General features: G+C 70.7%; 17 protein-coding genes and 1 tRNA gene. 14 read left to right on the forward strand and 4 right to left on the reverse strand.

Annotated features, from left to right (window positions below; all coding sequences use genetic code 11):
• The first annotated feature begins 72 nt into the window (after nt 1–72).
• From AVW11_RS15695 to AVW11_RS15720, 6 genes are all read left to right on the forward strand, one after another.
• The gene (locus AVW11_RS15695) at nt 73–1,113 is read left to right on the forward strand and encodes an ABC transporter substrate-binding protein (protein ID WP_076044293.1); all 1,041 of its coding nucleotides are present in this window, start codon (nt 73–75) and stop codon (nt 1,111–1,113) included.
• A gap of 124 nt (nt 1,114–1,237) precedes the next feature.
• Nucleotides 1,238–2,137, forward strand: coding sequence for a siderophore-interacting protein (locus AVW11_RS15700; RefSeq protein ID WP_076044294.1), 900 nt, complete (start codon nt 1,238–1,240; stop codon nt 2,135–2,137).
• 160 nt (nt 2,138–2,297) lie between these two features.
• Complete coding sequence (locus AVW11_RS15705; RefSeq protein ID WP_076044295.1) at nt 2,298–3,788, forward strand: pyridoxal phosphate-dependent decarboxylase family protein; 1,491 nt, start codon at nt 2,298–2,300, stop codon at nt 3,786–3,788.
• Complete coding sequence (locus AVW11_RS15710; RefSeq protein WP_076044296.1) at nt 3,772–5,073, forward strand: lysine N(6)-hydroxylase/L-ornithine N(5)-oxygenase family protein; 1,302 nt, start codon at nt 3,772–3,774, stop codon at nt 5,071–5,073. Before AVW11_RS15705 ends, AVW11_RS15710 begins: the two co-directional genes overlap by 17 nt.
• Nucleotides 5,070–5,657, forward strand: a complete 588-nt coding sequence (locus AVW11_RS15715; protein WP_030840431.1) for a GNAT family N-acetyltransferase — start codon at nt 5,070–5,072, stop codon at nt 5,655–5,657. Before AVW11_RS15710 ends, AVW11_RS15715 begins: the two co-directional genes overlap by 4 nt.
• Nucleotides 5,654–7,435, forward strand: a complete 1,782-nt coding sequence (locus AVW11_RS15720) for an IucA/IucC family protein (protein WP_076044297.1) — start codon at nt 5,654–5,656, stop codon at nt 7,433–7,435. Before AVW11_RS15715 ends, AVW11_RS15720 begins: the two co-directional genes overlap by 4 nt.
• Nucleotides 7,436–7,574: 139 nt before the next feature.
• Here the strand turns inward: AVW11_RS15720 and AVW11_RS15725 are convergent, their stop codons facing one another.
• A complete protein-coding gene (locus tag AVW11_RS15725; protein WP_030840428.1) occupies nt 7,575–9,155 on the reverse strand; it encodes a beta-N-acetylhexosaminidase in 1,581 nt (526 codons plus the stop codon).
• Between the two features lie 52 nt (nt 9,156–9,207).
• Between AVW11_RS15725 and AVW11_RS15730 the strand changes: the two genes are divergently transcribed.
• The 3 genes from AVW11_RS15730 to glmS all read left to right on the forward strand — a co-directional run bounded on the left by AVW11_RS15730 (nt 9,208) and on the right by glmS (nt 12,354).
• Nucleotides 9,208–10,092 carry a DUF4429 domain-containing protein gene (locus AVW11_RS15730; RefSeq protein WP_060180389.1) on the forward strand — a complete coding sequence of 295 codons (885 nt, stop codon included), beginning with the start codon at nt 9,208–9,210 and terminating at the stop codon, nt 10,090–10,092.
• A 97-nt stretch (nt 10,093–10,189) separates the two neighbouring features.
• On the forward strand, nt 10,190–10,465 hold the full coding sequence (locus tag AVW11_RS15735) for a hypothetical protein (protein WP_030840422.1): 276 nt from the start codon (nt 10,190–10,192) through the stop codon (nt 10,463–10,465).
• A gap of 71 nt (nt 10,466–10,536) precedes the next feature.
• Nucleotides 10,537–12,354: a glutamine--fructose-6-phosphate transaminase (isomerizing) gene (gene glmS, locus AVW11_RS15740; RefSeq protein WP_030840420.1), complete on the forward strand. Its 1,818-nt coding sequence runs from the start codon at nt 10,537–10,539 to the stop codon at nt 12,352–12,354.
• 72 nt (nt 12,355–12,426) lie between these two features.
• Here glmS and AVW11_RS15745 read toward each other — a convergent pair whose 3' ends face one another.
• Nucleotides 12,427–12,996, reverse strand: a complete 570-nt coding sequence (locus AVW11_RS15745; RefSeq protein WP_076044298.1) for a GPR1/FUN34/YaaH family transporter — start codon at nt 12,994–12,996, stop codon at nt 12,427–12,429.
• Nucleotides 12,997–13,094: 98 nt separating this feature from the next.
• On the reverse strand, nt 13,095–13,628 hold the full coding sequence (locus AVW11_RS15750) for a universal stress protein (RefSeq protein ID WP_030840416.1): 534 nt from the start codon (nt 13,626–13,628) through the stop codon (nt 13,095–13,097).
• Between the two features lie 322 nt (nt 13,629–13,950).
• Between AVW11_RS15750 and AVW11_RS15755 the strand changes: the two genes are divergently transcribed.
• The 4 genes from AVW11_RS15755 (at nt 13,951) to AVW11_RS15770 (ending at nt 16,812) form a co-directional block, all read left to right on the forward strand.
• Nucleotides 13,951–14,376, forward strand: coding sequence for a hypothetical protein (locus tag AVW11_RS15755; RefSeq protein ID WP_240528186.1), 426 nt, complete (start codon nt 13,951–13,953; stop codon nt 14,374–14,376).
• A 376-nt stretch (nt 14,377–14,752) separates the two neighbouring features.
• Nucleotides 14,753–15,925, forward strand: a complete 1,173-nt coding sequence (locus AVW11_RS15760) for a helix-turn-helix domain-containing protein (protein ID WP_030840412.1) — start codon at nt 14,753–14,755, stop codon at nt 15,923–15,925.
• Between the two features lie 104 nt (nt 15,926–16,029).
• Nucleotides 16,030–16,632, forward strand: coding sequence for an oligoribonuclease (gene orn / locus AVW11_RS15765; protein WP_030655539.1), 603 nt, complete (start codon nt 16,030–16,032; stop codon nt 16,630–16,632).
• A 107-nt stretch (nt 16,633–16,739) separates the two neighbouring features.
• Nucleotides 16,740–16,812 (forward strand) — tRNA-His (locus AVW11_RS15770).
• Between the two features lie 95 nt (nt 16,813–16,907).
• On the opposite strand, the gene AVW11_RS15775 is transcribed toward AVW11_RS15770, so the two are convergent.
• A complete protein-coding gene (locus AVW11_RS15775) occupies nt 16,908–17,951 on the reverse strand; it encodes a LacI family DNA-binding transcriptional regulator (RefSeq protein WP_076044299.1) in 1,044 nt (347 codons plus the stop codon).
• Nucleotides 17,952–18,056: 105 nt separating this feature from the next.
• Between AVW11_RS15775 and AVW11_RS15780 the strand changes: the two genes are divergently transcribed.
• Nucleotides 18,057–19,409 carry an ABC transporter substrate-binding protein gene (locus AVW11_RS15780; RefSeq protein WP_078094295.1) on the forward strand — a complete coding sequence of 451 codons (1,353 nt, stop codon included), beginning with the start codon at nt 18,057–18,059 and terminating at the stop codon, nt 19,407–19,409.
• Nucleotides 19,410–19,480: the final 71 nt, after the last annotated feature.

Consider the following 19,480-nt stretch of genomic DNA (forward strand, 5'->3'; position numbering starts at 1 on the left):
AGGTTAGGCTAACCTTCCCCACGAACGGCACGCTGGTGGCCGCCCCGGTACGCACGAAATCGGACATCGATTATGCCCAAGTCCCGCAGCTTCTCCTTCACCCGTCGCGGCTTCATCGCCGCGGGCGGTGCCCTCGGCCTCGTCGCCACGCTCGCCGCGTGCGGCGGCTCCGACACGGCGAAGGGTGACGGCGACAAGGGCAGCACCGCCGCCGCGTCCTCCGGTCCCTGGACCTTCAAGGACGACCTGGGCAAGGACGTCAGCACCAAGTCGACGCCGAAGAACATCGTCGCCTTCACCGGCACCGCCGCCGCGCTGCACGACTACGGCGTCTCGGTCAAGGGCGTGTTCGGCCCGACCAGGACCGCCGACGGCAAGCCCGACGTCCAGGCCGGTTCGATGGACATCTCCAAGGTCGAGATCCTCGGCAACGTCTACGACGAGTTCAACGTCGAGAAGTACGCGGCCCTCCAGCCCGACCTGCTCGTCACCAACACCTGGGACGGCTCGTACTGGTACGTGCCCGAGGCCTCCAAGGACAAGATCCTGAAGCTGGCCCCGGCCGCCGCGATCGGCGTCGGCGGCAACGTCTCCATGGACAAGGCCCTGGAGCGCACGGCGGACCTCGCCAAGTCCCTGGGCGCGGACATGAACGCCAAGGCCGCCGTCGACGGCAAGGCCCGCTTCGAGGCCGCGGCCGCCAAGGTCCGCGAGGCCACCAAGGCCAACCCCGGCATCAAGGTCCTGGCCGGCTCCGGCTCCGCCGACCTGTTCTACGCCTCCACCGCGGACACCTCGGCCGACCTGAAGTACTTCAAGTCCCTGGGCGTCGAGTTCATCACCCCCGACAAGCTGGACGAGGGCGGCTTCTTCGAGAGCCTGAGCTGGGAGAACGCCGGCAAGTACAAGGCCGACCTGATCCTGCTCGACAACCGCACCGGCACCCTGCAGCCGGAGGAGCTGAAGGCCAAGGCCACCTGGGCCGAGATGCCCGCCGTGAAGGCCGGCCAGGTCGCCCCGCGCACCACCGAGCCGATCTTCTCGTACGACAAGTGCGCCCAGATCCTCGAGGACCTCGCGAAGGCCGTCCAGAACGCCAAGAAGGTCGCCTGACCCACGCGCGGCGCCCGGTGACCGAGGGCGCCCGCCGCCAGGGCGTGTCCGCACGGACACGCCCTGGGCACGTCCGAGGCCGTACCGACGTGAGGCCGCAGCGACTTCCAGGGGGGACTTCCGCATGACCGCCACCTCGTCCGACAGCCCGGCCGTGGCGCACTTCCGCTTCTTCGCGCTCGAAGTGCTTCGCACGCGCCGCCTGGGCCACTCGTTCCTGCGGGTCACGTTCGGCGGGGAGTCCCTGGCGGACTTCCGTTCGGGCGGCTTCGACCAGAGCCTGTCGCTCTTCCTGCCCCCGGCCGGCGCGGAGCACACCGTGCTCCCCTCCACGGACGAGGACACCTGGTTCGCCGCCTGGCGCGGCATGCCGGACGAGGAGCGGCCGGTCATGCGCTCCTACACCGTGCGCGAGCAGCGCCGTGACGAGGCGGGCGCGGTCGAGGTCGACATCGACTTCGTCCTGCACGGGGACTCCTCCCCCGCCTCCCGCTGGGCCGGGCGTGCGAGCGCCGGCCGCCGGATCCTCGCGATCGGCCCGGCCGTCGCCGAAAACAAGTCCGTGCGCTTCCAGGCCCCGGCCGACACCGACGCCGTCTGGATGTACGCGGACGAGACCGCCCTGCCGGCCGCGGCCGCGATCCTGGAACGGCTGCCCGCGGGCATGCGGGTCCGGGCCTGGTTCGAGGTCCCGCACGAGGACGACCGCCTCGAACCGGGCACGCCCGCCGACGCGGACATCACCTGGATCGTGCGCGAGGGCGGCGGCCGGGAGCGGACCGGGCAGGTGCTGGACGCGCTGCGCTCGGCGCCGCCGTCGGACGCCGAGGCCCCCTACGTGTGGCTGGCCGGCGAGGCCGGCACCGTTCGCGCGGTGCGCCGCCACTTCGTGCAGGAACGATCCGTCGACCGCCGCTCGGTGCGCTTCACCGGCTACTGGAGGCTCGGCGCGAGCGAGGAGCAGCTCCTCGCCGAGGCGTATGCGGGCAAGGCCCCCAGCGAGGACCCCGCCTCCGAGTTGTAGGGGTGTCCTGCCGTCAGCTCCGCTTCGCTCCACCGCAGTTCGAGATGGGCCCTGGCCACAACCGGGGCCCATCGCTATTTGGCCATTCCGCTTAGGTTAGGCTAACCTAAACATCACACACCCCACCCTCCCCTTCTGCCCCCTGCCCGGAGGAAAGTTGATGCGCCAGCATCTGCTGAACGAGACGACCGCGGATATCTACCGCCGTTCTGTCACCGAGGGCGTCGACCGCGTCGCCGCCAAGCTCGCCACCACCGAACGGCCCCACACCGGCATATCCGTCGACGAACTCGCTCCGGTCATCGACGGGATCGACCTCGACACCCCGCTCGGCGACTCCTCCGCCGCGCTCGCCGAGCTGGAGGACGTCTACCTCCGCGACGCCGTCTACTTCCACCACCCGCGCTACCTGGGCCACCTCAACTGCCCGGTCGTCATCCCCGCGGTGGTCGGCGAGGCCGTCATGGCCGCCGTCAACTCCTCCCTCGACACCTGGGACCAGTCCATCGGCGGCACGCTCATCGAGCGCCGCCTCATCGACTGGACCACGCGCCGCATCGGCCTCGGGGAGAAGGCGGACGGCATCTTCACCTCCGGCGGCAGCCAGTCCAACTTCCACGCCCTGCTGCTCGCCCGCGACGAGGCCTGCCGCACCGTCATGAAGCGCGCCATGGACGCCGGGATCGGCCTGACCAAAGCCGAACTCCTCCCGAAGCTGCGCATCTTCACCTCCGAGGCCAGCCACTTCAGCGTGCAGAAGTCGGCCGCCATGCTGGGACTCGGCTACGAGGCCGTCATCTGCGTGCCCGTCGACCGCAACCGCCGCATGGACACCTCCGTCCTCGCTCTGGAGCTGGAGGAGTGCGCCGCCGAGGGCCTCTTCCCCATGGCCGTCGTCGCCACCGCCGGCACCACCGACTTCGGGTCCATCGACCCGCTCCCCGAGATCGCCCGCTTGACCGCCGAGCACTCCGCGTGGATGCACGTGGACGCCGCCTACGGCTGCGGACTGCTGGTCTCCCCCACCCGCCGGCACCTCCTCGACGGCATCGAGCACGCCGACTCCGTCACGGTCGACTACCACAAGTCGTTCTTCCAGCCCGTCAGCTCCAGCGCGATGCTGGTCCGCGACCGCGACACCCTCAAGCACGCCACGTACCACGCGGACTACCTCAACCCGCGGTGCATGGCCGAGGAGCGCATCCCCAACCAGGTCGACAAGTCCATCCAGACCACGCGCCGCTTCGACGCCCTCAAGCTGTGGATGACGCTGCGCATCATGGGCGCCGACGGCGTCGGCTCGCTCTTCGACGAGGTCATCGACCTGGCCGCCGCCGGCTACGGCGTCATCGCCGCCGACCCGCGCTTCGAGGTCGTCGTCGAGCCGCAGATCTCCACCCTCGTCTTCCGCTTCCTGCCCGGCGACGACGTTCCGGCGGAACTCCTCGACGAGGCCCAGCTCCACGCCCGCAAGGCGCTCTTCGCCTCCGGCGAGGCCGTCGTCGCCGGCACCAAGGTGGACGGGAAGCAGTACCTGAAGTTCACCCTCCTCAACCCGCAGACCACGACGGCCGACATCACCGCCGTCCTCGACCTCCTCGCCGCACACGCCGAGCAGTTCCTGGGAGAATCCCTTGCCGTCCACCACTGAGCCCCACGACTTCATCGGCATCGGCCTCGGTCCCTTCAACCTGGGACTTGCCTGCCTGACCGCGCCGATCGACGAGCTGAGCGGCCTGTTCATCGAGTCGAAGCCGCACTTCGAGTGGCACGCGGGAATGTTCCTGGACGGCGCGCACCTGCAGACGCCCTTCATGTCGGACCTGGTCACCCTCGCCGACCCGACGTCGCCGTTCTCGTTCCTGAACTACCTCAAGGACCAGGACCGGCTGTACTCCTTCTACATCCGGGAGAACTTCTACCCGCTGCGCGCCGAGTACAACGACTACTGCCGCTGGGCCGCCGACCGCCTCGACAACGTCCTGTACTCGACCTCCGTCACCGAGGTCACCTACGACGAGGCCGCCGGAGTCTACGAGGTCCGCACCGACAAGGGCGAGACCCACCGCGCCCGCCGCCTCGTCCTGGGCACCGGCACCACGCCGTACGTCCCCGAGGCCTGCGCCGGCCTCGGCGGCGACTTCCTGCACAACGCCGCCTACATGCCGAACAAGGCGGAGCTGCAGAAGAAGAAGTCCATCACCCTGATCGGCTCCGGCCAGAGCGCCGCGGAGATCTACTACGACCTCCTCGCCGAGATCGACGTGTACGGCTACCAGCTCAACTGGGTCACGCGCTCCCCGCGCTTCTTCCCGCTGGAGTACACCAAGCTGACGCTGGAGATGACCTCCCCCGAGTACGTGGACTACTTCCACGCCCTCCCCGAGGACACCCGCTACCGGCTGGAGACCCAGCAGAAGAACCTCTTCAAGGGCATCGACGGCGACCTGATCAACGCCATCTTCGACCTGCTCTACCAGAAGAAGATCTCCATGCCGGGCGCCGTGCCGACGACGCTGCTGACCAACACCTCGCTGAACAGCACGGCGTACGACACCACCACGGGCAGCTACACCCTGGGGCTGCGCCAGGAGGAGCAGGAGCGGGACTTCTCCCTCAGCACCGAAGGCCTGGTCCTGGCCACCGGCTACAAGTACCGGACCCCCGAGTTCCTGAACCCGGTGCGCGACCGCCTGAACTTCGACGGCCGCGGCCGCCTCGACGCCGCCCGCAACTACAGCGTCGACACCACGGGCCGCGAGGTGTACCTCCAGAACGGCGCCACCCACAACCACTCCCTGACCTCCCCCGACCTGGGCATGGCCGCGTACCGCAACGCGTACATCGTCGGTGAGCTGCTCGGCCGCGAGTACTACAAGGTCGAGAAGTCCATCGCGTTCCAGCAGTTCGCCGCCCCGGAAGGCACCCACGCATGAGCACCGCCGACACCCTCTACTCCCGGACCGACTCCGTCCTCGGGGACTTCGCGATCCGCCCCCTGGACCCCTTCGCCGACGCGGAGCTGCTCCACGGCTGGGTCACGCACCCCAAGGCCTCGTTCTGGATGATGCAGGACGCCTCGCTGCCGGACGTCGAGCGCGAGTACATGCGCATCACGGCCCACGAGCACCACCAGGCCTACATCGGCCTGCACGAGGGCCGCCCGGCCTTCCTGATGGAGACCTACGACCCGAGCGAGCTGGAACTGGTCGGCCTGTACGACGCCCGGCCCGGCGACGTCGGCATGCACTTCCTCGTCGCGCCCAGCGACCGGCCCCTGCACGGGTTCACCCGCGCGGTCATCACGACCGTCATGGCCGCGATCTTCGCCGACCCGGCCGCCGTCCGCGTCGTCGTCGAGCCGGACGTCGCCAACACCGCCGTGCACGCCCTGAACGAGGCCGTCGGCTTCGTGCCGGAGCGCCAGGTCACCAAGCCGGAGAAGGAAGCGCTGCTGAGCTTCTGCACCCGCGCGCAGTTCGAGGCCGCCACCGGCATCACCCAGGAGGTGTCCATATGAGCCTCACCGACGCCGCCGCCCACCTCTCCCCCGAGTTGTGGGCCCGCGCCAACCGCGCCCTGGTCCGCAAGGCCCTCGCCGAGTTCGCGCACGAGCGCCTGCTGACCCCCGTCTCCCTCGGCGGCGACCGCTACTCGGTCGTCTCCGACGACGGCGCGGTGGAGTACCACTTCGACGCCGCCCGGCAGGTCCTGGACCACTGGTCGGTGGACGAGGCCACCATCACCCGGCTGCGCGACGGGCAGTCCCTGCCGCTGGACGCCCTCGACTTCCACATCGAGTTCCAGCAGACCCTGGGCTTGAGCGCGGAGGTCATGCCGGTCTACCTGGAGGAGATCTCCTCCACCCTGGCGGGCTCGGCCTTCAAGTACACCAAGCCGCAGATCCCCGCCGACGTGCTGGCCAAGTCCTCCTTCCAGGACATCGAGACCGGCATGACCGAGGGCCACCCCTGCTTCGTCGCCAACAACGGCCGGCTCGGCTTCGGCGTGCACGAGTACCACGCGTACGCCCCGGAGGCCGCGAACCCGGTCCACCTGGTCTGGGCCGCCGCGCACAAGGACGTCGCCACCTTCACGGCGGGCGCCGGCCTGGAGCACGACAGCTTCATGCGCGCCGAGCTCGGCGACGGCGCCGTCGACCTCTTCGCGGCGAAGCTGCGCTCCCTGGACCTGGACCCGGCCGACTACCTGCTCTTCCCGATCCACCCCTGGCAGTGGTGGAACAAGACCACGATCACCTTCGCCACGGAGATCGCCAACCGCCGGCTGGTGCTGCTCGGCGAGGGCGAGGACGCCTACCTGCCGCAGCAGTCGATCCGCACCTTCTTCAACACCACCACCCCGACCAAGCACTACGTCAAGACGGCCATCTCCGTCCTGAACATGGGCTTCATGCGGGGCCTGTCGGCCGCCTACATGGAGGCCACCCCCGCCATCAACGACTGGCTGCACCAGCTGATCGAGTCCGACGAGGTCCTGCAGTCCGTCGACTTCTCGATCATCCGCGAGCGCGCGGCGATCGGCTACCGGCACCTGCAGTACGAGCGCGCCACCGACCGCTACTCGCCGTACCGCAAGATGCTGGCGGCCCTGTGGCGCGAGTCCCCGGTGAACTCCCTCCAGGACGGCGAGCGCCTGGCCACCATGGCCTCGCTCCTCCACGTGGACGCCGAGGGCAGGTCGTTCGTCGGCGCCCTGATCCAGGAGTCCGGCCTCACCCCGGCCGAGTGGCTGAGGCCCTACCTGCGCGCCTACCTGCTGCCGCTGATGCACTGCTTCTACCAGTACGACCTCGCGTACATGCCGCACGGCGAGAACACCATCCTGGTCATCAAGGACGGCGTCGTCCAGCGTGCGATCTTCAAGGACATCGCCGAGGAGATCGTCATCATGGACGCGGACGCGGTGCTGCCGCCCGCGGTCGAGCGGATCCGGGCGGACGTGCCGGAGGACATGAAGCTGCTGTCGATCTTCACGGACGTCTTCGACTGCTTCTTCCGCTTCCTGTCCTCCATCCTCGTCACCGAGGGCATCTGCACCGAGGACACCTTCTGGCAGGCCGTGGCCGACTGCGCCCACGACTACCAGGAGTCCATGCCGGCTCTCACGGAGAAGTTCGAGCGCTACGACTTCTTCGCGGAGGAGTTCCAGCTGTCCTGCCTCAACCGCCTCCAGCTGCGCAACAACAAGCAGATGGTCGACCTCTCCGACCCGTCCGCCGCGCTCCAGCTGATCGGCAGCCTCAAGAACCCCGTCGCGGCCTTCGCCCGGCGGTGAGACACGGGTCGGGGCAGGTGCCGATACGGTCCCTCGGCACCTCCCCCGCCCCGACCGTGTGACGGCGTGACCGCGAAGTCAGAAAGGCCCTCTTCGCGGTCACGCCTTCGCCGTGTCCGGGCCGGATGCGGCCTCGCGTTCAGCGCGCCCACGCAACGTCAGGGGCCCGGAAGAAGCCGATGTCCTGGGCGTCCAGGCGGGGGGCCTGCGCGGCGAGGCGGCGGCCGTACGCGGTCCAGTCGAGGGCGGCGGCCGGGGACCAGCCCAGCTCCGCCACGCCCAGCACCCTGGGGAACGCCATCAGCTCCCATTCGGCCCGCGTCGCGACGTTCTCCGTCCACAGCGGGGCCTCCACCCCCAGGACCGCGGACTCCGGCACCCCGGCCAGGTAGGACCCCGGGTCCCAGGAGTACGAGCGCGCCACCGGGACGTAGCCCGCCCAGGCCAGCCCCGGCTTCGTCGCCGCCGCGTACTTCATGTCCAGGTACACCCGGTCCGCCGGCGACAGGATCAGCGGGTGCCCGGCCTTCGCCGCCTCCGCCACGGCCGACCGGTCCGCGGCCGGGGTCTTGTCGTGGCCCCAGTACTGCAGGACCGCACCCGCCGCCGGCCGCGCCGACGCCAGCTGGTGCCAGGCCACCACCGTCTTGCCGTGGCGGCCCACGACCTGCTGCGCCCGGTCCATGAAGGCCGCGTAGTCCGCCGCCGGTGTCGCGTGCGCCTCGTCGCCGCCGATGTGCAGGTAGCGGCCGGGCGTGAGCTCCGCCAGTTCGCCGAGCACGTCGTCGACGAACTCGTACGTCCGCTCCTTCGCCACGCACAGCGAGCTGAAGCCGACCTTGGTCCCGGTGTACCGGGGCGGTGCCTTCCCGTCGCAGTTCAGCTCGGCGTAGGAGGCGAGCGCGGCGTTGGTGTGCCCCGGCATGTCGATCTCGGGGACCACGTCCACGTACCGCTCGCCCGCGTACGCCACCAGCGCGCGGTACTCGTCCTTCGTCCAGTGGCCGCCGGGCCCGCCGCCGACCTCGCCGGCGCCCCCGTACTGCGCCAGCCGCGGCCAGGAGTCGATTGCCAGGCGCCACCCCTGGTCGTCGGTGAGGTGCACGTGCAGGGTGTTGATCTTGTACTGGGCGAGCTGGTCCACGTACCGCTTCACCTGTTCCACCGTGAAGAAGTGCCGTGCGATGTCGACCATGGCCCCCCGGTAGGCGAAGCGCGGCCGGTCGGTGACCGTGCCGCCCGGTACCGTCCCGGGCCCGGCCACGGGCACCAGCTGGCGCAGGGTCTGGCCCGCTCGGAACAGCCCGGCCGGGGTCCGTGCGACGAGGTCGACCCCGCTCGGGCCGGACGTCAGCCGGTAGCCCTCCTCCCCGACCCCCTCGGCCGCCGCGTCGATCCTGAGGCGGATCCCGTCCCCGCGGGCCCCCCCGACCACCGGCAGCGGCAGCCCGCTCGGGCCGCGCAGCTGCTCCGCGAGGAGCTCGCCGACGCGGCGGACCTCCTCGCCCGCGCCCGGCCCCGTACGCACGACCGTGCCGGGTCCGAAGGCGTAGCCGGGGCCCGAGGCCCGCGCGGAGACGGGCGCCGGCAGGAGCCGTTCGAAGGGGGCGAGGGCCGCGGGCGGGTCGTCACCGGCGCTCGCGTCGTCGCCGCGGGCGGCGGTGCAGGAGACGGCACCGAGGACGAGGAGGGTGCCGAGCGCGCGTCGCAGGACTCTCATGTGCCCAGGTATAGGCCAACTGGCCTGCCGTGCACGGTGGGAGAATCGCCGAATGGCGGAAATCATCCAGAAGGACGGAACCTGGACGTTCGACGGCGAGTCGGTGCGCATCGTGCCCGGCCGCGACAAGGGGGTGGGGCTGCTGCGGCAGACCCTGGGCGAGGTGGTCGTGCCGTTGCGGGCGCTCGCGGGGATCAGTTACGAGCCGGGCCGCAAGGCGGGTCGGCTGCGCCTGCGGTTGCGCGAGGGGGCCGACCCTCTGACGCAGGTGACGGGGGGACGGCTGCCGGAGGCCTCCGACCCGTACCGGCTGAGCGTGGAGCCGGACCGCACGGGGGTGGCGGAGTACTTCGTCGACGCGGTGCGCAACGCGCTGCTGCTGGAGCAGGTGGATCCGGGTCCGACGGATGCCTACCTGCTGCCCGGCCCCGCCGTGCCGATGGCGGTGGGCGCGGGCGACGGGACCGTCACCTTCGACGGCGACCGGGTCGCGCTGGAGTGGAACTGGACGACCGAGGAGGCCAAGCGCTCCGGCGGGCCGCGCGAGTTCCGGGTCACGGATCTGCGGACGGTGGAGTGGGCCCCGGCGAAGGGCCTGGAGAACGGCTGGCTCCGCTTCAGCCTGGCCGGTGCCGTGCAGCCCGCCGCGCCCAAGTACGACCCGTACACGGTGGAGCTGTTCGGCTTCAAGAAGGACCCGCTGATGGCGCTGGTCGCCGCGGCGGTGGCGCTGCGGCTGCCGCACCCGGCCGCGCCGGCGCAGGAGCGGGTCGAGGACGCCCCGCCGAAGGAGCTCCCCGCGCCGGCCGCCGGCGTCGCGGAGGACCACGACGCCCTGCTGCGGCGGCTGCGGGAGCTGGGGGATCTGCACCAGACGGGAGTCCTCACGGCCGACGAATTCGCCGCGGCGAAGCAGTCCGTTTTGCGCAGATTCTGACCGGATGCATCCATTCCGCTGGTCCAGACCAGAGAGATCCTGCCCGGAATCGGGCAGGATCTTTGCGTTGGGCGGCTTGAGACGTCAGTATCTACGGGTGCTCGACCGCCGCCCGTCCTATGACGATCTCGTCGAACACCTGGTGCGCAGCACCTCGCTGCAGCGGGGCGAAGCGGCCCGGGTGGTCCTCGACGTGCTCGCCTACTTCGACGAGACGACGGAGGACTTCGTCCGCCGCCGCCATCGCGAACTCCAGGCCGGCGGATCCGTGAACGCGGAGATCTTCGAGCGGATCGCGGCCGAGCTGCCGCACCGCGCCGTGGCGCCTCCGGAGCTCTCGCTCCGGCAGCTGCGCCGCATCGTCTACGGCTGACCGGCCGCCGCCGGAGCGGCCGCGGGCGGGTGACGGGTACACGAACCGAACTTCAGGAGGGGCAGGACCGTATGTGCGGAATCGTCGGTTACATCGGAAAGCGTGACGTGGCACCGCTGCTGCTGGAGGGCCTGGCACGGCTGGAGTACCGCGGCTACGACTCCGCGGGCATCGTCGTGAACAGCCCGAAGGCCGGCGCGCTCAAGATGGTCAAGGCCAAGGGCCGCGTCCGCGACCTGGAGGCCCGGGTCCCGAAGCGCTTCGCCGGCACCACCGGCATCGCCCACACCCGCTGGGCCACCCACGGCGCCCCGAGCGACCTCAACTCGCACCCGCACCTGGACCCGGAGAACAAGGTCGCCGTCGTCCACAACGGCATCGTCGACAACGCCGCCGAGCTCCGCGCCAAGCTGGAGGCCGACGGCGTCGTCTTCGCCTCCGAGACCGACACCGAGGTCATCACCCACCTGATCGCCCGCTCCCAGGCCGACAGCCTGGAGGAGAAGGTCCGCGAGGCCCTGAAGGTGATCGAGGGCACGTACGGCATCGCCGTGATGCACGCCGACTTCACCGACCGCATCGTCGTCGCCCGCAACGGCTCGCCGGTCATCCTCGGCATCGGCGAGAAGGAGATGCTCGTCGCCTCCGACGTCGCCGCGCTGATCGCCCACACCCGCCAGGTCGTCACCCTGAACGACGGCGAGATGGCCACCCTGAAGGCCGACGACTTCCGCACGTACACCACGAGCGGCACGACGACGAACGCCACCCCGGAGACCGTGGAGTGGGAGGCCGCCTCCTACGACATGGGCGGTCACGACACCTACATGCACAAGGAGATCTCCGAGCAGCCCGACGCGGTCGACCGCGTGCTGCGCGGCCGGATCGACGACCGCTTCAACACCGTCCACCTGGGCGGCCTGAACCTGGACCCGCGCGAGGCGCGCGGCATCCGCCGGGTCAAGATCCTGGGCTGCGGCACCTCGTACCACGCGGGCCTGATCGGGGCCGGCCTCATCGAGGGCATGGCCCGCATCCCCGCCGACGCCGAGCCGGCGTCGGAGTTCCGCTACCGCAACCCGGTCGTGGACCCCGACACCCTCTACATCGCGGTCTCCCAGTCGGGTGAGACCTACGACGTGCTCGCGGCCGTGCAGGAGCTCAAGCGCAAGGGCGCCCGCGTCCTGGGCGTCGTCAACGTGGTCGGCTCCGCGATCGCCCGCGAGGCCGACGGCGGCGTCTACGTGCACGCCGGCCCCGAGGTCTGCGTCGTCTCCACCAAGTGCTTCACCAACACGGTCGTGGCCTTCGCGCTGCTCGCCGTGCACCTGGGCCGCATCCGGGACCTGTCGGTCACCGACGGCAAGCGGATCATCGAGGGCCTGCGCAAGCTGCCCGCGCAGATCCAGGAGATCCTCGACGGCGAAGAGGACATCAAGAAGCTCGCGGCCGAGTTCGCCGAGGCCAAGTCGATGATGTTCATCGGCCGGGTCCGCGGTTACCCCGTGGCGCTGGAGGCCTCCCTGAAGCTGAAGGAGATCTCCTACATCCACGCCGAGGCCTACCCGGCCTCCGAGCTCAAGCACGGCCCGCTGGCCCTGATCGAGCCGTCGCTGCCGACGGTCGCGATCGTCCCGGACGACGACCTGCTGGAGAAGAACCGCGCGGCGCTGGAGGAGATCAAGGCCCGCAGCGGCCGGATCCTCGCGGTCGCCCACCGCGAGCAGGAGAAGGCGGACCACACCATCGTGGTCCCGAAGAACGAGGACGAGCTGGACCCGATCCTCATGGGCATCCCGCTCCAGCTGCTGGCCTACCACACGGCCCTGGCCATGGGCCGGGACATCGACAAGCCGCGCAACCTGGCGAAGTCGGTCACCGTCGAGTAGCAGCCCCGGGCTGTCACCGGACATGCGAGAGCCCCCGAGCGCACCGCGCTCGGGGGCTCTCGTACGCCGTGCTCAGCCCGCGGCGACCGCGCCGCCGCGCCCGGCCCGGCCGAAGGCCGTCGGCCAGTGGGCGAGGGCCGCGGTGGCGCCGTACCAGGCCAGCAGGCCGCCGACCGCGGCCGCCCAGCCCGCCGCCTTGGCCAGCATGCTGTTGTCCGCGAAGGCGCCTATCGCCAGGAGCAGCAGGGAGAGGGTGAACAGGCCGTACACGCCCTGTCCGAAGAGGCCGCTCGCGGCACCCACCGTGAGGGTGATGCCGAGCAGGGCGAACAGGACGAAGAACGTTCCGGCGGCGTCTGCCGAAACCTTTCCGTCGGCTCCCGCGGCCCAGGTGAACCAGAAGGCTCCGAGGCCCGCGAACGCCGTGCCGTTGAAGCCGTTGCCGCCGCGGAACTCGAGGAGTCCGAGCACGAACAGGGCCAGACCGCCGACGTAGGTGGCGAGCAACACGGAGCCGGCAGCGGACACGCCGTCGATCACGCCGGTGTGGCCGATACCGAATGCGAGAAGGGTGAGACCCAGGGCGATGTTCCCGAGGGTCGAAGTCGAGGCCGTGCTTCCCGCAGAGACACCATTGTCCACGGCGGGCTCCCTTCGATCTGCAGTTGTTTGCTGCGTCCCAGCAGCATTTATCTACCCTTTACACGAGGGCACAACCGCACAATCGGCTTAACACCTGGTCACGGAATGACAACAACCGGTCGCTGTGCGCGCTTGGCGAGACGACCGGCCACCGAGCCGAAGATCCGGCCCACGATCCCGTGCGTGGAGCCCACCACGATGGCGTCGGCCGAATACTCCCTGCCGACCTCCTCCAGCTCATGGCAGATGTCACCGCCGCGCTCGACCAGGATCCACGGCACTTCGGCCAGGTAGTCGGCGCAGGCGAGCTCCAGGCCCAGCACCTCGGTGCGGTGGTCCGGCACGTCCACGAAGACGGGCGGCTCGCAGCCGGCCCACACGGTGGTGGGCAGCCGGTTGGCGACATGGACGATGATCAGCCCCGAGCCGGAGCGGCGGGCCATGCCGATGGCGTACGCGAGCGCGCGCTCACTGGACGTCGATCCGTCGAATCCCACGACGACGCCGTGCCGGAAGGCCGGGTCGCAGGGCGAGCGTGTCTGTTCCACCGCGCGCGGCTCGGCGGCCGACGCGGGGTCGGCGAGCCGTTTGCGCTTGCGGTCCGCTGGTTCGGAGAATTCGTGACCGGCCATGGGTGTCTCGGCGAAGAGGTCCTTGGAGAAAGCAACAGGGGCGATATCGGCGACTCAGTGTGACGGAGCTCTGTCCGGGAAGCATCTTCCCAAGCCCATACCCACCAGGGTACGGCGACACTCCTGTCCTGCACAGGGCATGCCGCACTTGGAGAGCGTCCCTGGGAGGATGCCGGAGTGAGCGCGCCTTGGCAATGTCCGCTGTCCCCTACAGCCAGTGACGAGACCGGGAGTTGCCACCCGTGCGCGCAGTGACCGAGCCCCGCCGGGCGGCGTTGGACATGCGTCCGACCGTTCAGGAAGAGCCCGCAGGGAGTACGCCGTGCCCGGCCATCCGGTTCACCCCGTCCAGCCAGCTCAGCCGACCCAGTCCGTCCACTTCCCCGACCCGAGCCCGCAGTTCAGCGCCCCTCCCCGCCAGCCGCTTCACCCGTCCGTGCAGCCTTCCGGGCACCCCCACGACGACCCCGCGGGTGACGTCGTGCGCTGGGCCGCCTTCAGCTGCCTGCTCGTGCCGGTGGTCCTCGTCGTCTACGGAACCTCCTTCGGCGGGGCGGCAGTCGCCACGCTCGGCCTGTTCGTCGTCACGGCCGCCTGCCTGGCCCTGCTGCGGCACTCGGAGCGGACCGCGGCCCGGGTCCGGGCGCAGGAGCGGCTTCCGTCGGCGCACCGCCGCCGGCGCTCGCGCGGCGGCCCCGCGGGCCGCCGGGGCTGCCGCACCTCCGAGTCCGCGCCCCCGCACGACTGACTCATTCGCACACCCACACCCGCCTATTTTCAGCCAACTTCCCGGCAGGTTGCCCCCCTTGCCGGAATGTCCCCCCGACGCGCCCACCACCAGCGACGACATTCGCCGGGGGGCGTTTTGGCCCTACTGGTACTAGCCAGAGCCGCGATGCCCGCTTCCCACCCGGGTAGCGGAGTGGAACCCTTCCTGATCGAATGCTTTTCGCCAAGTTGAGAAGTCGACATAGCGCTGCGTGCTGAACTTGTCACGCCGACACCACGGGACGCAGTAGATTCGATCATGTATTTACGGCGGGGGATCCACGTGCAAGGCCGAGGGGAAACGTGCAGGTGCGACCAGACCAAGGAGTCGCGACACCCAAGGGGGGCTTAGCGCCATGAGCCAGGATTCCACCGCCGTCGTCGCGGACGCCGGCAGGAAGCTCGCGGGGCGTCGCCGCAGGGAGATCGTCGCGGTGCTGCTCTTCAGCGGCGGACCGATCTTCGAGAGCTCCATTCCACTATCCGTGTTCGGCATTGACCGGCAGGACGCGGGAGTTCCACGCTACCGACTGCTCGTGTGCGCCGGTGAGGACGGTCCGCTCAGGACCACCGGCGGACTCGAACTGACCGCGCCGTACGGGTTGGAGGCGATCGCCCGGGCAGGCACGGTCGTCGTTCCCGCCTGGCGCTCCATCACTTCACCGCCGCCTCCGGAGGCGCTCGACGCACTGCGTCTGGCGCACGAGGAGGGGGCCCGGATCGTCGGACTGTGCACCGGGGCCTTCGTGCTCGCGGCCGCAGGCCTGCTGGACGGCCGGCCCGCGACGACGCACTGGATGTACGCGCCGACGCTGGCCAAGCGCTACCCGTCCGTCCACGTCGATCCGCGCGAACTGTTCGTCGACGACGGCGATGTGCTCACGTCCGCGGGCACGGCGGCCGGAATCGACCTCTGCCTGCACATCGTGCGCACCGACCACGGCAGCGAGGCGGCCGGGGCCCTGGCCCGCAGGCTCGTCGTACCGCCGCGCCGCACGGGCGGCCAGGAGCGCTACCTCGACCGGTCACTGCCGGAGGAGATCGGCGCCGACCCGCTGGCCGAGGTCGTCGCCTGGGCGCTGGAACACCTCCACGAGCAGTTCGACGTGGAGACGCTGGCCGCCCGCGCCTACATGAGCAGGCGCACCTTCGACCGGCGGTTCCGCTCGCTCACCGGCAGCGCGCCGCTCCAGTGGCTGATCACCCAGCGGGTGCTCCAGGCCCAGCGGCTGCTGGAGACCTCCGACTACTCGGTCGACGAGGTCGCCGGACGCTGCGGGTTCCGCTCGCCGGTCGCCCTGCGCGGTCACTTCCGGCGGCAGCTGGGGTCCTCCCCGGCGGCGTACCGCTCGGCCTACCGGGCGCGCCGGCCGCAGGCCGACGTGGCACAGGTGGCGGAGATCTCCACGGGACCGGTGCCGCACCAGCGCACTCCGCAGCCCCACCGGGCGGCGGCGGCCCTGGCCGCGGCGGGCTCCACGGTCACGGAGCTGTACGCGCCGAACCGGGTCCTGCGGGAACACGCCTAACCCCGCAACGGGCACGACAGCGAAGGTCCCCCGCCGGTCACCGCCGATGGGGGACCTTCCGCATATGCGGTCCGCTCCGCGGGGAACCGCATAAGGTGGGACACATGAACGATCGCATGGTGTGGATCGACTGCGAGATGACCGGGCTCTCGTTGACGGACGACGCACTTATCGAGGTGGCCGCACTGGTCACCGACTCGGAGCTCAACGTGCTCGGCGAGGGCGTGGACATCGTGATCCGCCCGCCGGACGCGGCCCTGGAGACCATGCCCGACGTGGTCCGCGAGATGCACACCGCCTCCGGACTGCTCGACGAGCTGGCCGGCGGGACCACCCTCGCGGACGCCGAGGCGCAGGTCCTGGCGTACGTGCGGGAGCATGTGAAGGAGCCGCGCAAGGCGCCGCTGTGCGGGAACTCGGTCGGCACCGACCGCGGCTTCCTGCTGCGCGACATGGCGGCGCTGGAGAGCTACCTGCACTACCGGATCGTGGACGTTTCCTCGGTCAAGGAGCTGGCGCGCCGCTGGTACCCGCGGGCGTACTTCAACAGCCCCCCGAAGAACGGCAACCATCGGGCGCTGGCGGACATCAAGGACTCCATCACCGAGCTGCGCTACTACCGCGAGGCGGTCTTCGTGCCGCAGCCCGGGCCCGACTCGGACACGGCCCGCGGTATCGCGGCCAAGCACACGGCGCCGGGCGCGTAGCGCCCCCGCCCGATCCCCCGGAGACGGGGTGCGGGAAAACGGTGGAGCGAGCACCCTCCCGGACCCTGTACCCTTTTCTTCGGCCGGTCGGTTTCCGACCGGACATGGTGGGTGTAGCTCAGTTGGTAGAGCACCTGGTTGTGGTCCAGGTGGTCGCGGGTTCAAGTCCCGTCACTCACCCTGCGGGAAGGCCCCGGTACGCGGAAGCGGACCGGGGCCTTCTGCATGTCCCCGGTCCTCGCACGCCATGGCGCTCCGGCAAGCTTCCGGAGCGGTCAGGACGACTCCCGGACCACCAGTCTGTTCGGCAGGACGACGGCCGGCCCGCCCTCCGCCCCGGTGCTCCCCCGCCGTCCCGAGACCCGTTCCAGCAGCATCCTCGCCATGGTCCGGCCCATCTCCTCGATGGGCTGCCGGACGCTGGTCAGCGGCGGGTCCATGTGCCGGGCGACGACCGAGTCGTCGAAGCCGACCAGCGCCACGTCGTGCGGGATCGTGCGGCCGGCCGCACGCAGCTCCCGCCGGGCGCCCGCCGCCATGACGTCGGAGGAGGCGAAGACCGCGTCGAGCGAGGGGCTGCGCTCCAGCAGCTCGCGCATGGCCCGGCGGCCGCCCTCCTCGGTGAAGTCGGCGACCGCGACCAGCCGCTCGTCGACGGGGCGTCCGGCGGCGGCCAGGGCCTGCCGGTAGCCGTCGAGCCGGCAGTGGGCTCCGTACACGTCCAGCGGGCCGGTGATCGTCGCGATCGTACGGCGGCCCCGGTCGAGCAGGTGGCGCACGGCCTCGGCGGCGCCGGCCAGGTTGTCGGAGTCCACGCAGGGCAGCGTCTCGGCCGCGGAGCGCCGGCCGCTGATCACCGTCGGGATGCCGAGCTCGGCCAGCAGCTCCGGCAGCGGGTCCCCGGCGTGGACGGAGACCAGCAGCACGCCGTCGACGCGGTGCCCGGAGAGGTACTGCGCGAGGCGGCGGCGCTCGCGGTCGCTGCCGGCCAGGGTGAGGACGAGCTGGGTGTCGGTCTCCGCGAGGGCGGCGCCGACCCCGCGGACCACTTCGGAGAAGTACGGCTCGGCGAAGAACCTGGCCTCGGGCTCGGGGATCACGAGGGCGATGGCGTCGTTGCGGTTGGCCGCCAGGGCACGGGCCGCACGGTTCGGCACGTATCCCAGCTCGGTCACGGCCGCCTCGACGGCGGCCTTGGTCTGCTCGCTGACCTTGGACGACCCGTTGATCACCCGGGACACGGTGCCGCGCCCGACACCGGCGCGTACCGCGACCTCTTCCAGGGTCGGCCGTCCCCCGCTGCGCCCGTTCCCGTTCATGGCTTCCTCCCGGTTGTGAATCTACCCCTTGACTACTGTGGGAGCGCTCCCACACTGTGTCACACGACACCCCCACGTTGTCGCCCACCCTTCAGGGAGGAACCCATGCGAGCCCAGTCCCCGGCCCGAGCACGAGCCCGAAGAACCCTCGTCACGGCGGTCGCCACGATGGGCGCCGCCGCACTGCTGCTCGGGGGGTGCGCACAGGACCCCGACTCGGACCCGAAGGCGGGTCCCTCTCCGGCCGGCGGAAAGGGGCAGACCACCTTGACCGTGGGCGTCTTCGGGGCCTTCGGTCTCCAGGAGGCCGGGCTCTACGACGAGTACATGGCGCAGAACCCGGGGATCCGCATCGAGCAGACCTCCATCGAACGCAACGAGAACTACTACCCCCAGCTCCTCACGCACCTGGGGACGGGCAGCGGGCTCGCCGACATCCAGGCCGTCGAGGTCAACAACATCGCCGAGATCACCGCGACCCAGGCCGACAAGCTGGTGGACCTGGGCAAGGTCCCCGGTGTGGACAAGGCCGCGTACCTGCCGTGGAAGTGGGCACAGGGCACGGCGCCCGCCACGAAGGGCGGGGCCACGGTCGGCCTCGGCACCGACATCGGCCCGCAGGGCATCTGCTACCGCAAGGACCTGTTCGAGGCGGCCGGGCTGCCGACCGACCGGGAGGCCGTCGGCGCGCTGTGGGCGGGCGACTGGAACAAGTACCTGGAGACGGGCAAGGCGTACAAGGCGAAGGCCGGCGGCGGCAAGGCCTTCGTGGACTCGGCGTCCGGCGTCATGGCGGCGGTCACGGGCGGCAGCGCGCAGCGGTTCTACGACGACCAGGGCAAGGTCGTCTACAAGACCAATCCGGCGGTTCGCGGGGCATTCGACCTGGCGGCGTCCTTCGCCACCGAGGGGCTCAGCGCCAAGCTGCAGCAGTTCACCCCGGGCTGGGACCAGGGCTTCGCCAACGGCGCCTTCGCGACGGTCTCCTGCCCCGCCTGGATGCTCGGCTACATCCAGGACAAGGCCGGCCCGTCGGGCAAGGACAAGTGGGACGTGGCGCAGGCGCCGAAGCCCAGCAACTGGGGCGGTTCCTTCCTGGTGGTCCCCAAGGCCGGCAAGAACGCCGAGGCGGCGGCGAAGCTGGCGGCGTGGCTGACGGCCCCGGAGCAGCAGGCGAAGCTCTTCGAGAAGCGGGGCAGCTTCCCGAGCGCGAGCGCCGCGTACAAGCTGCCGGCGGTGTCGGGGGCGAAGCACGCGTACTTCGGCGGCGCCCCGATCGGTGAGATCTTCTCGAAGGCGGCGCAGGGGGTGCCCGTGACGGTCGTCGGCCCGAAGGACCTGGTGATCGCGCAGAACCTGGCGGACATCGGAATGCTCCAGGTCGACCAGAAGGGCCGCAGCCCGCAGGAGGGCTGGGACGCCGCTGTGAAGGCCATCGACAACGCCCTGGACCAGTGAGGCGCCGGTGACGGACGAGACGGCTGTCCTGTCCCCCTCCGCCGCCGCCCCGAAGCGGGCGGCGGCGGAGG

It is taken from the genome of Streptomyces amritsarensis (genome assembly GCF_001953875.1).
Lineage (GTDB): Bacteria > Actinomycetota > Actinomycetes > Streptomycetales > Streptomycetaceae > Streptomyces > Streptomyces amritsarensis.

What these genes read in the sequence shown, in the direction of transcription:
- AVW11_RS15695 (WP_076044293.1), top strand. Translation starts at nt 73, where the DNA reads ATGCCCAAGTCCCGCAGCTTCTCCTTCACCCGTCGCGGCTTCATCGCC.
- AVW11_RS15700 (WP_076044294.1), top strand. Translation starts at nt 1,238, where the DNA reads ATGACCGCCACCTCGTCCGACAGCCCGGCCGTGGCGCACTTCCGCTTC.
- AVW11_RS15705 (WP_076044295.1), top strand. Translation starts at nt 2,298, where the DNA reads ATGCGCCAGCATCTGCTGAACGAGACGACCGCGGATATCTACCGCCGT.
- AVW11_RS15715 (WP_030840431.1), top strand. Translation starts at nt 5,070, where the DNA reads ATGAGCACCGCCGACACCCTCTACTCCCGGACCGACTCCGTCCTCGGG.
- AVW11_RS15720 (WP_076044297.1), top strand. Translation starts at nt 5,654, where the DNA reads ATGAGCCTCACCGACGCCGCCGCCCACCTCTCCCCCGAGTTGTGGGCC.
- AVW11_RS15725 (WP_030840428.1), bottom strand. Translation starts at nt 9,155, where the DNA reads ATGAGAGTCCTGCGACGCGCGCTCGGCACCCTCCTCGTCCTCGGTGCC.
- AVW11_RS15730 (WP_060180389.1), top strand. Translation starts at nt 9,208, where the DNA reads ATGGCGGAAATCATCCAGAAGGACGGAACCTGGACGTTCGACGGCGAG.
- glmS (WP_030840420.1), top strand. Translation starts at nt 10,537, where the DNA reads ATGTGCGGAATCGTCGGTTACATCGGAAAGCGTGACGTGGCACCGCTG.
- AVW11_RS15750 (WP_030840416.1), bottom strand. Translation starts at nt 13,628, where the DNA reads ATGGCCGGTCACGAATTCTCCGAACCAGCGGACCGCAAGCGCAAACGG.
- AVW11_RS15760 (WP_030840412.1), top strand. Translation starts at nt 14,753, where the DNA reads ATGAGCCAGGATTCCACCGCCGTCGTCGCGGACGCCGGCAGGAAGCTC.
- orn (WP_030655539.1), top strand. Translation starts at nt 16,030, where the DNA reads ATGAACGATCGCATGGTGTGGATCGACTGCGAGATGACCGGGCTCTCG.
- AVW11_RS15775 (WP_076044299.1), bottom strand. Translation starts at nt 17,951, where the DNA reads ATGAACGGGAACGGGCGCAGCGGGGGACGGCCGACCCTGGAAGAGGTC.
- AVW11_RS15780 (WP_078094295.1), top strand. Translation starts at nt 18,057, where the DNA reads ATGCGAGCCCAGTCCCCGGCCCGAGCACGAGCCCGAAGAACCCTCGTC.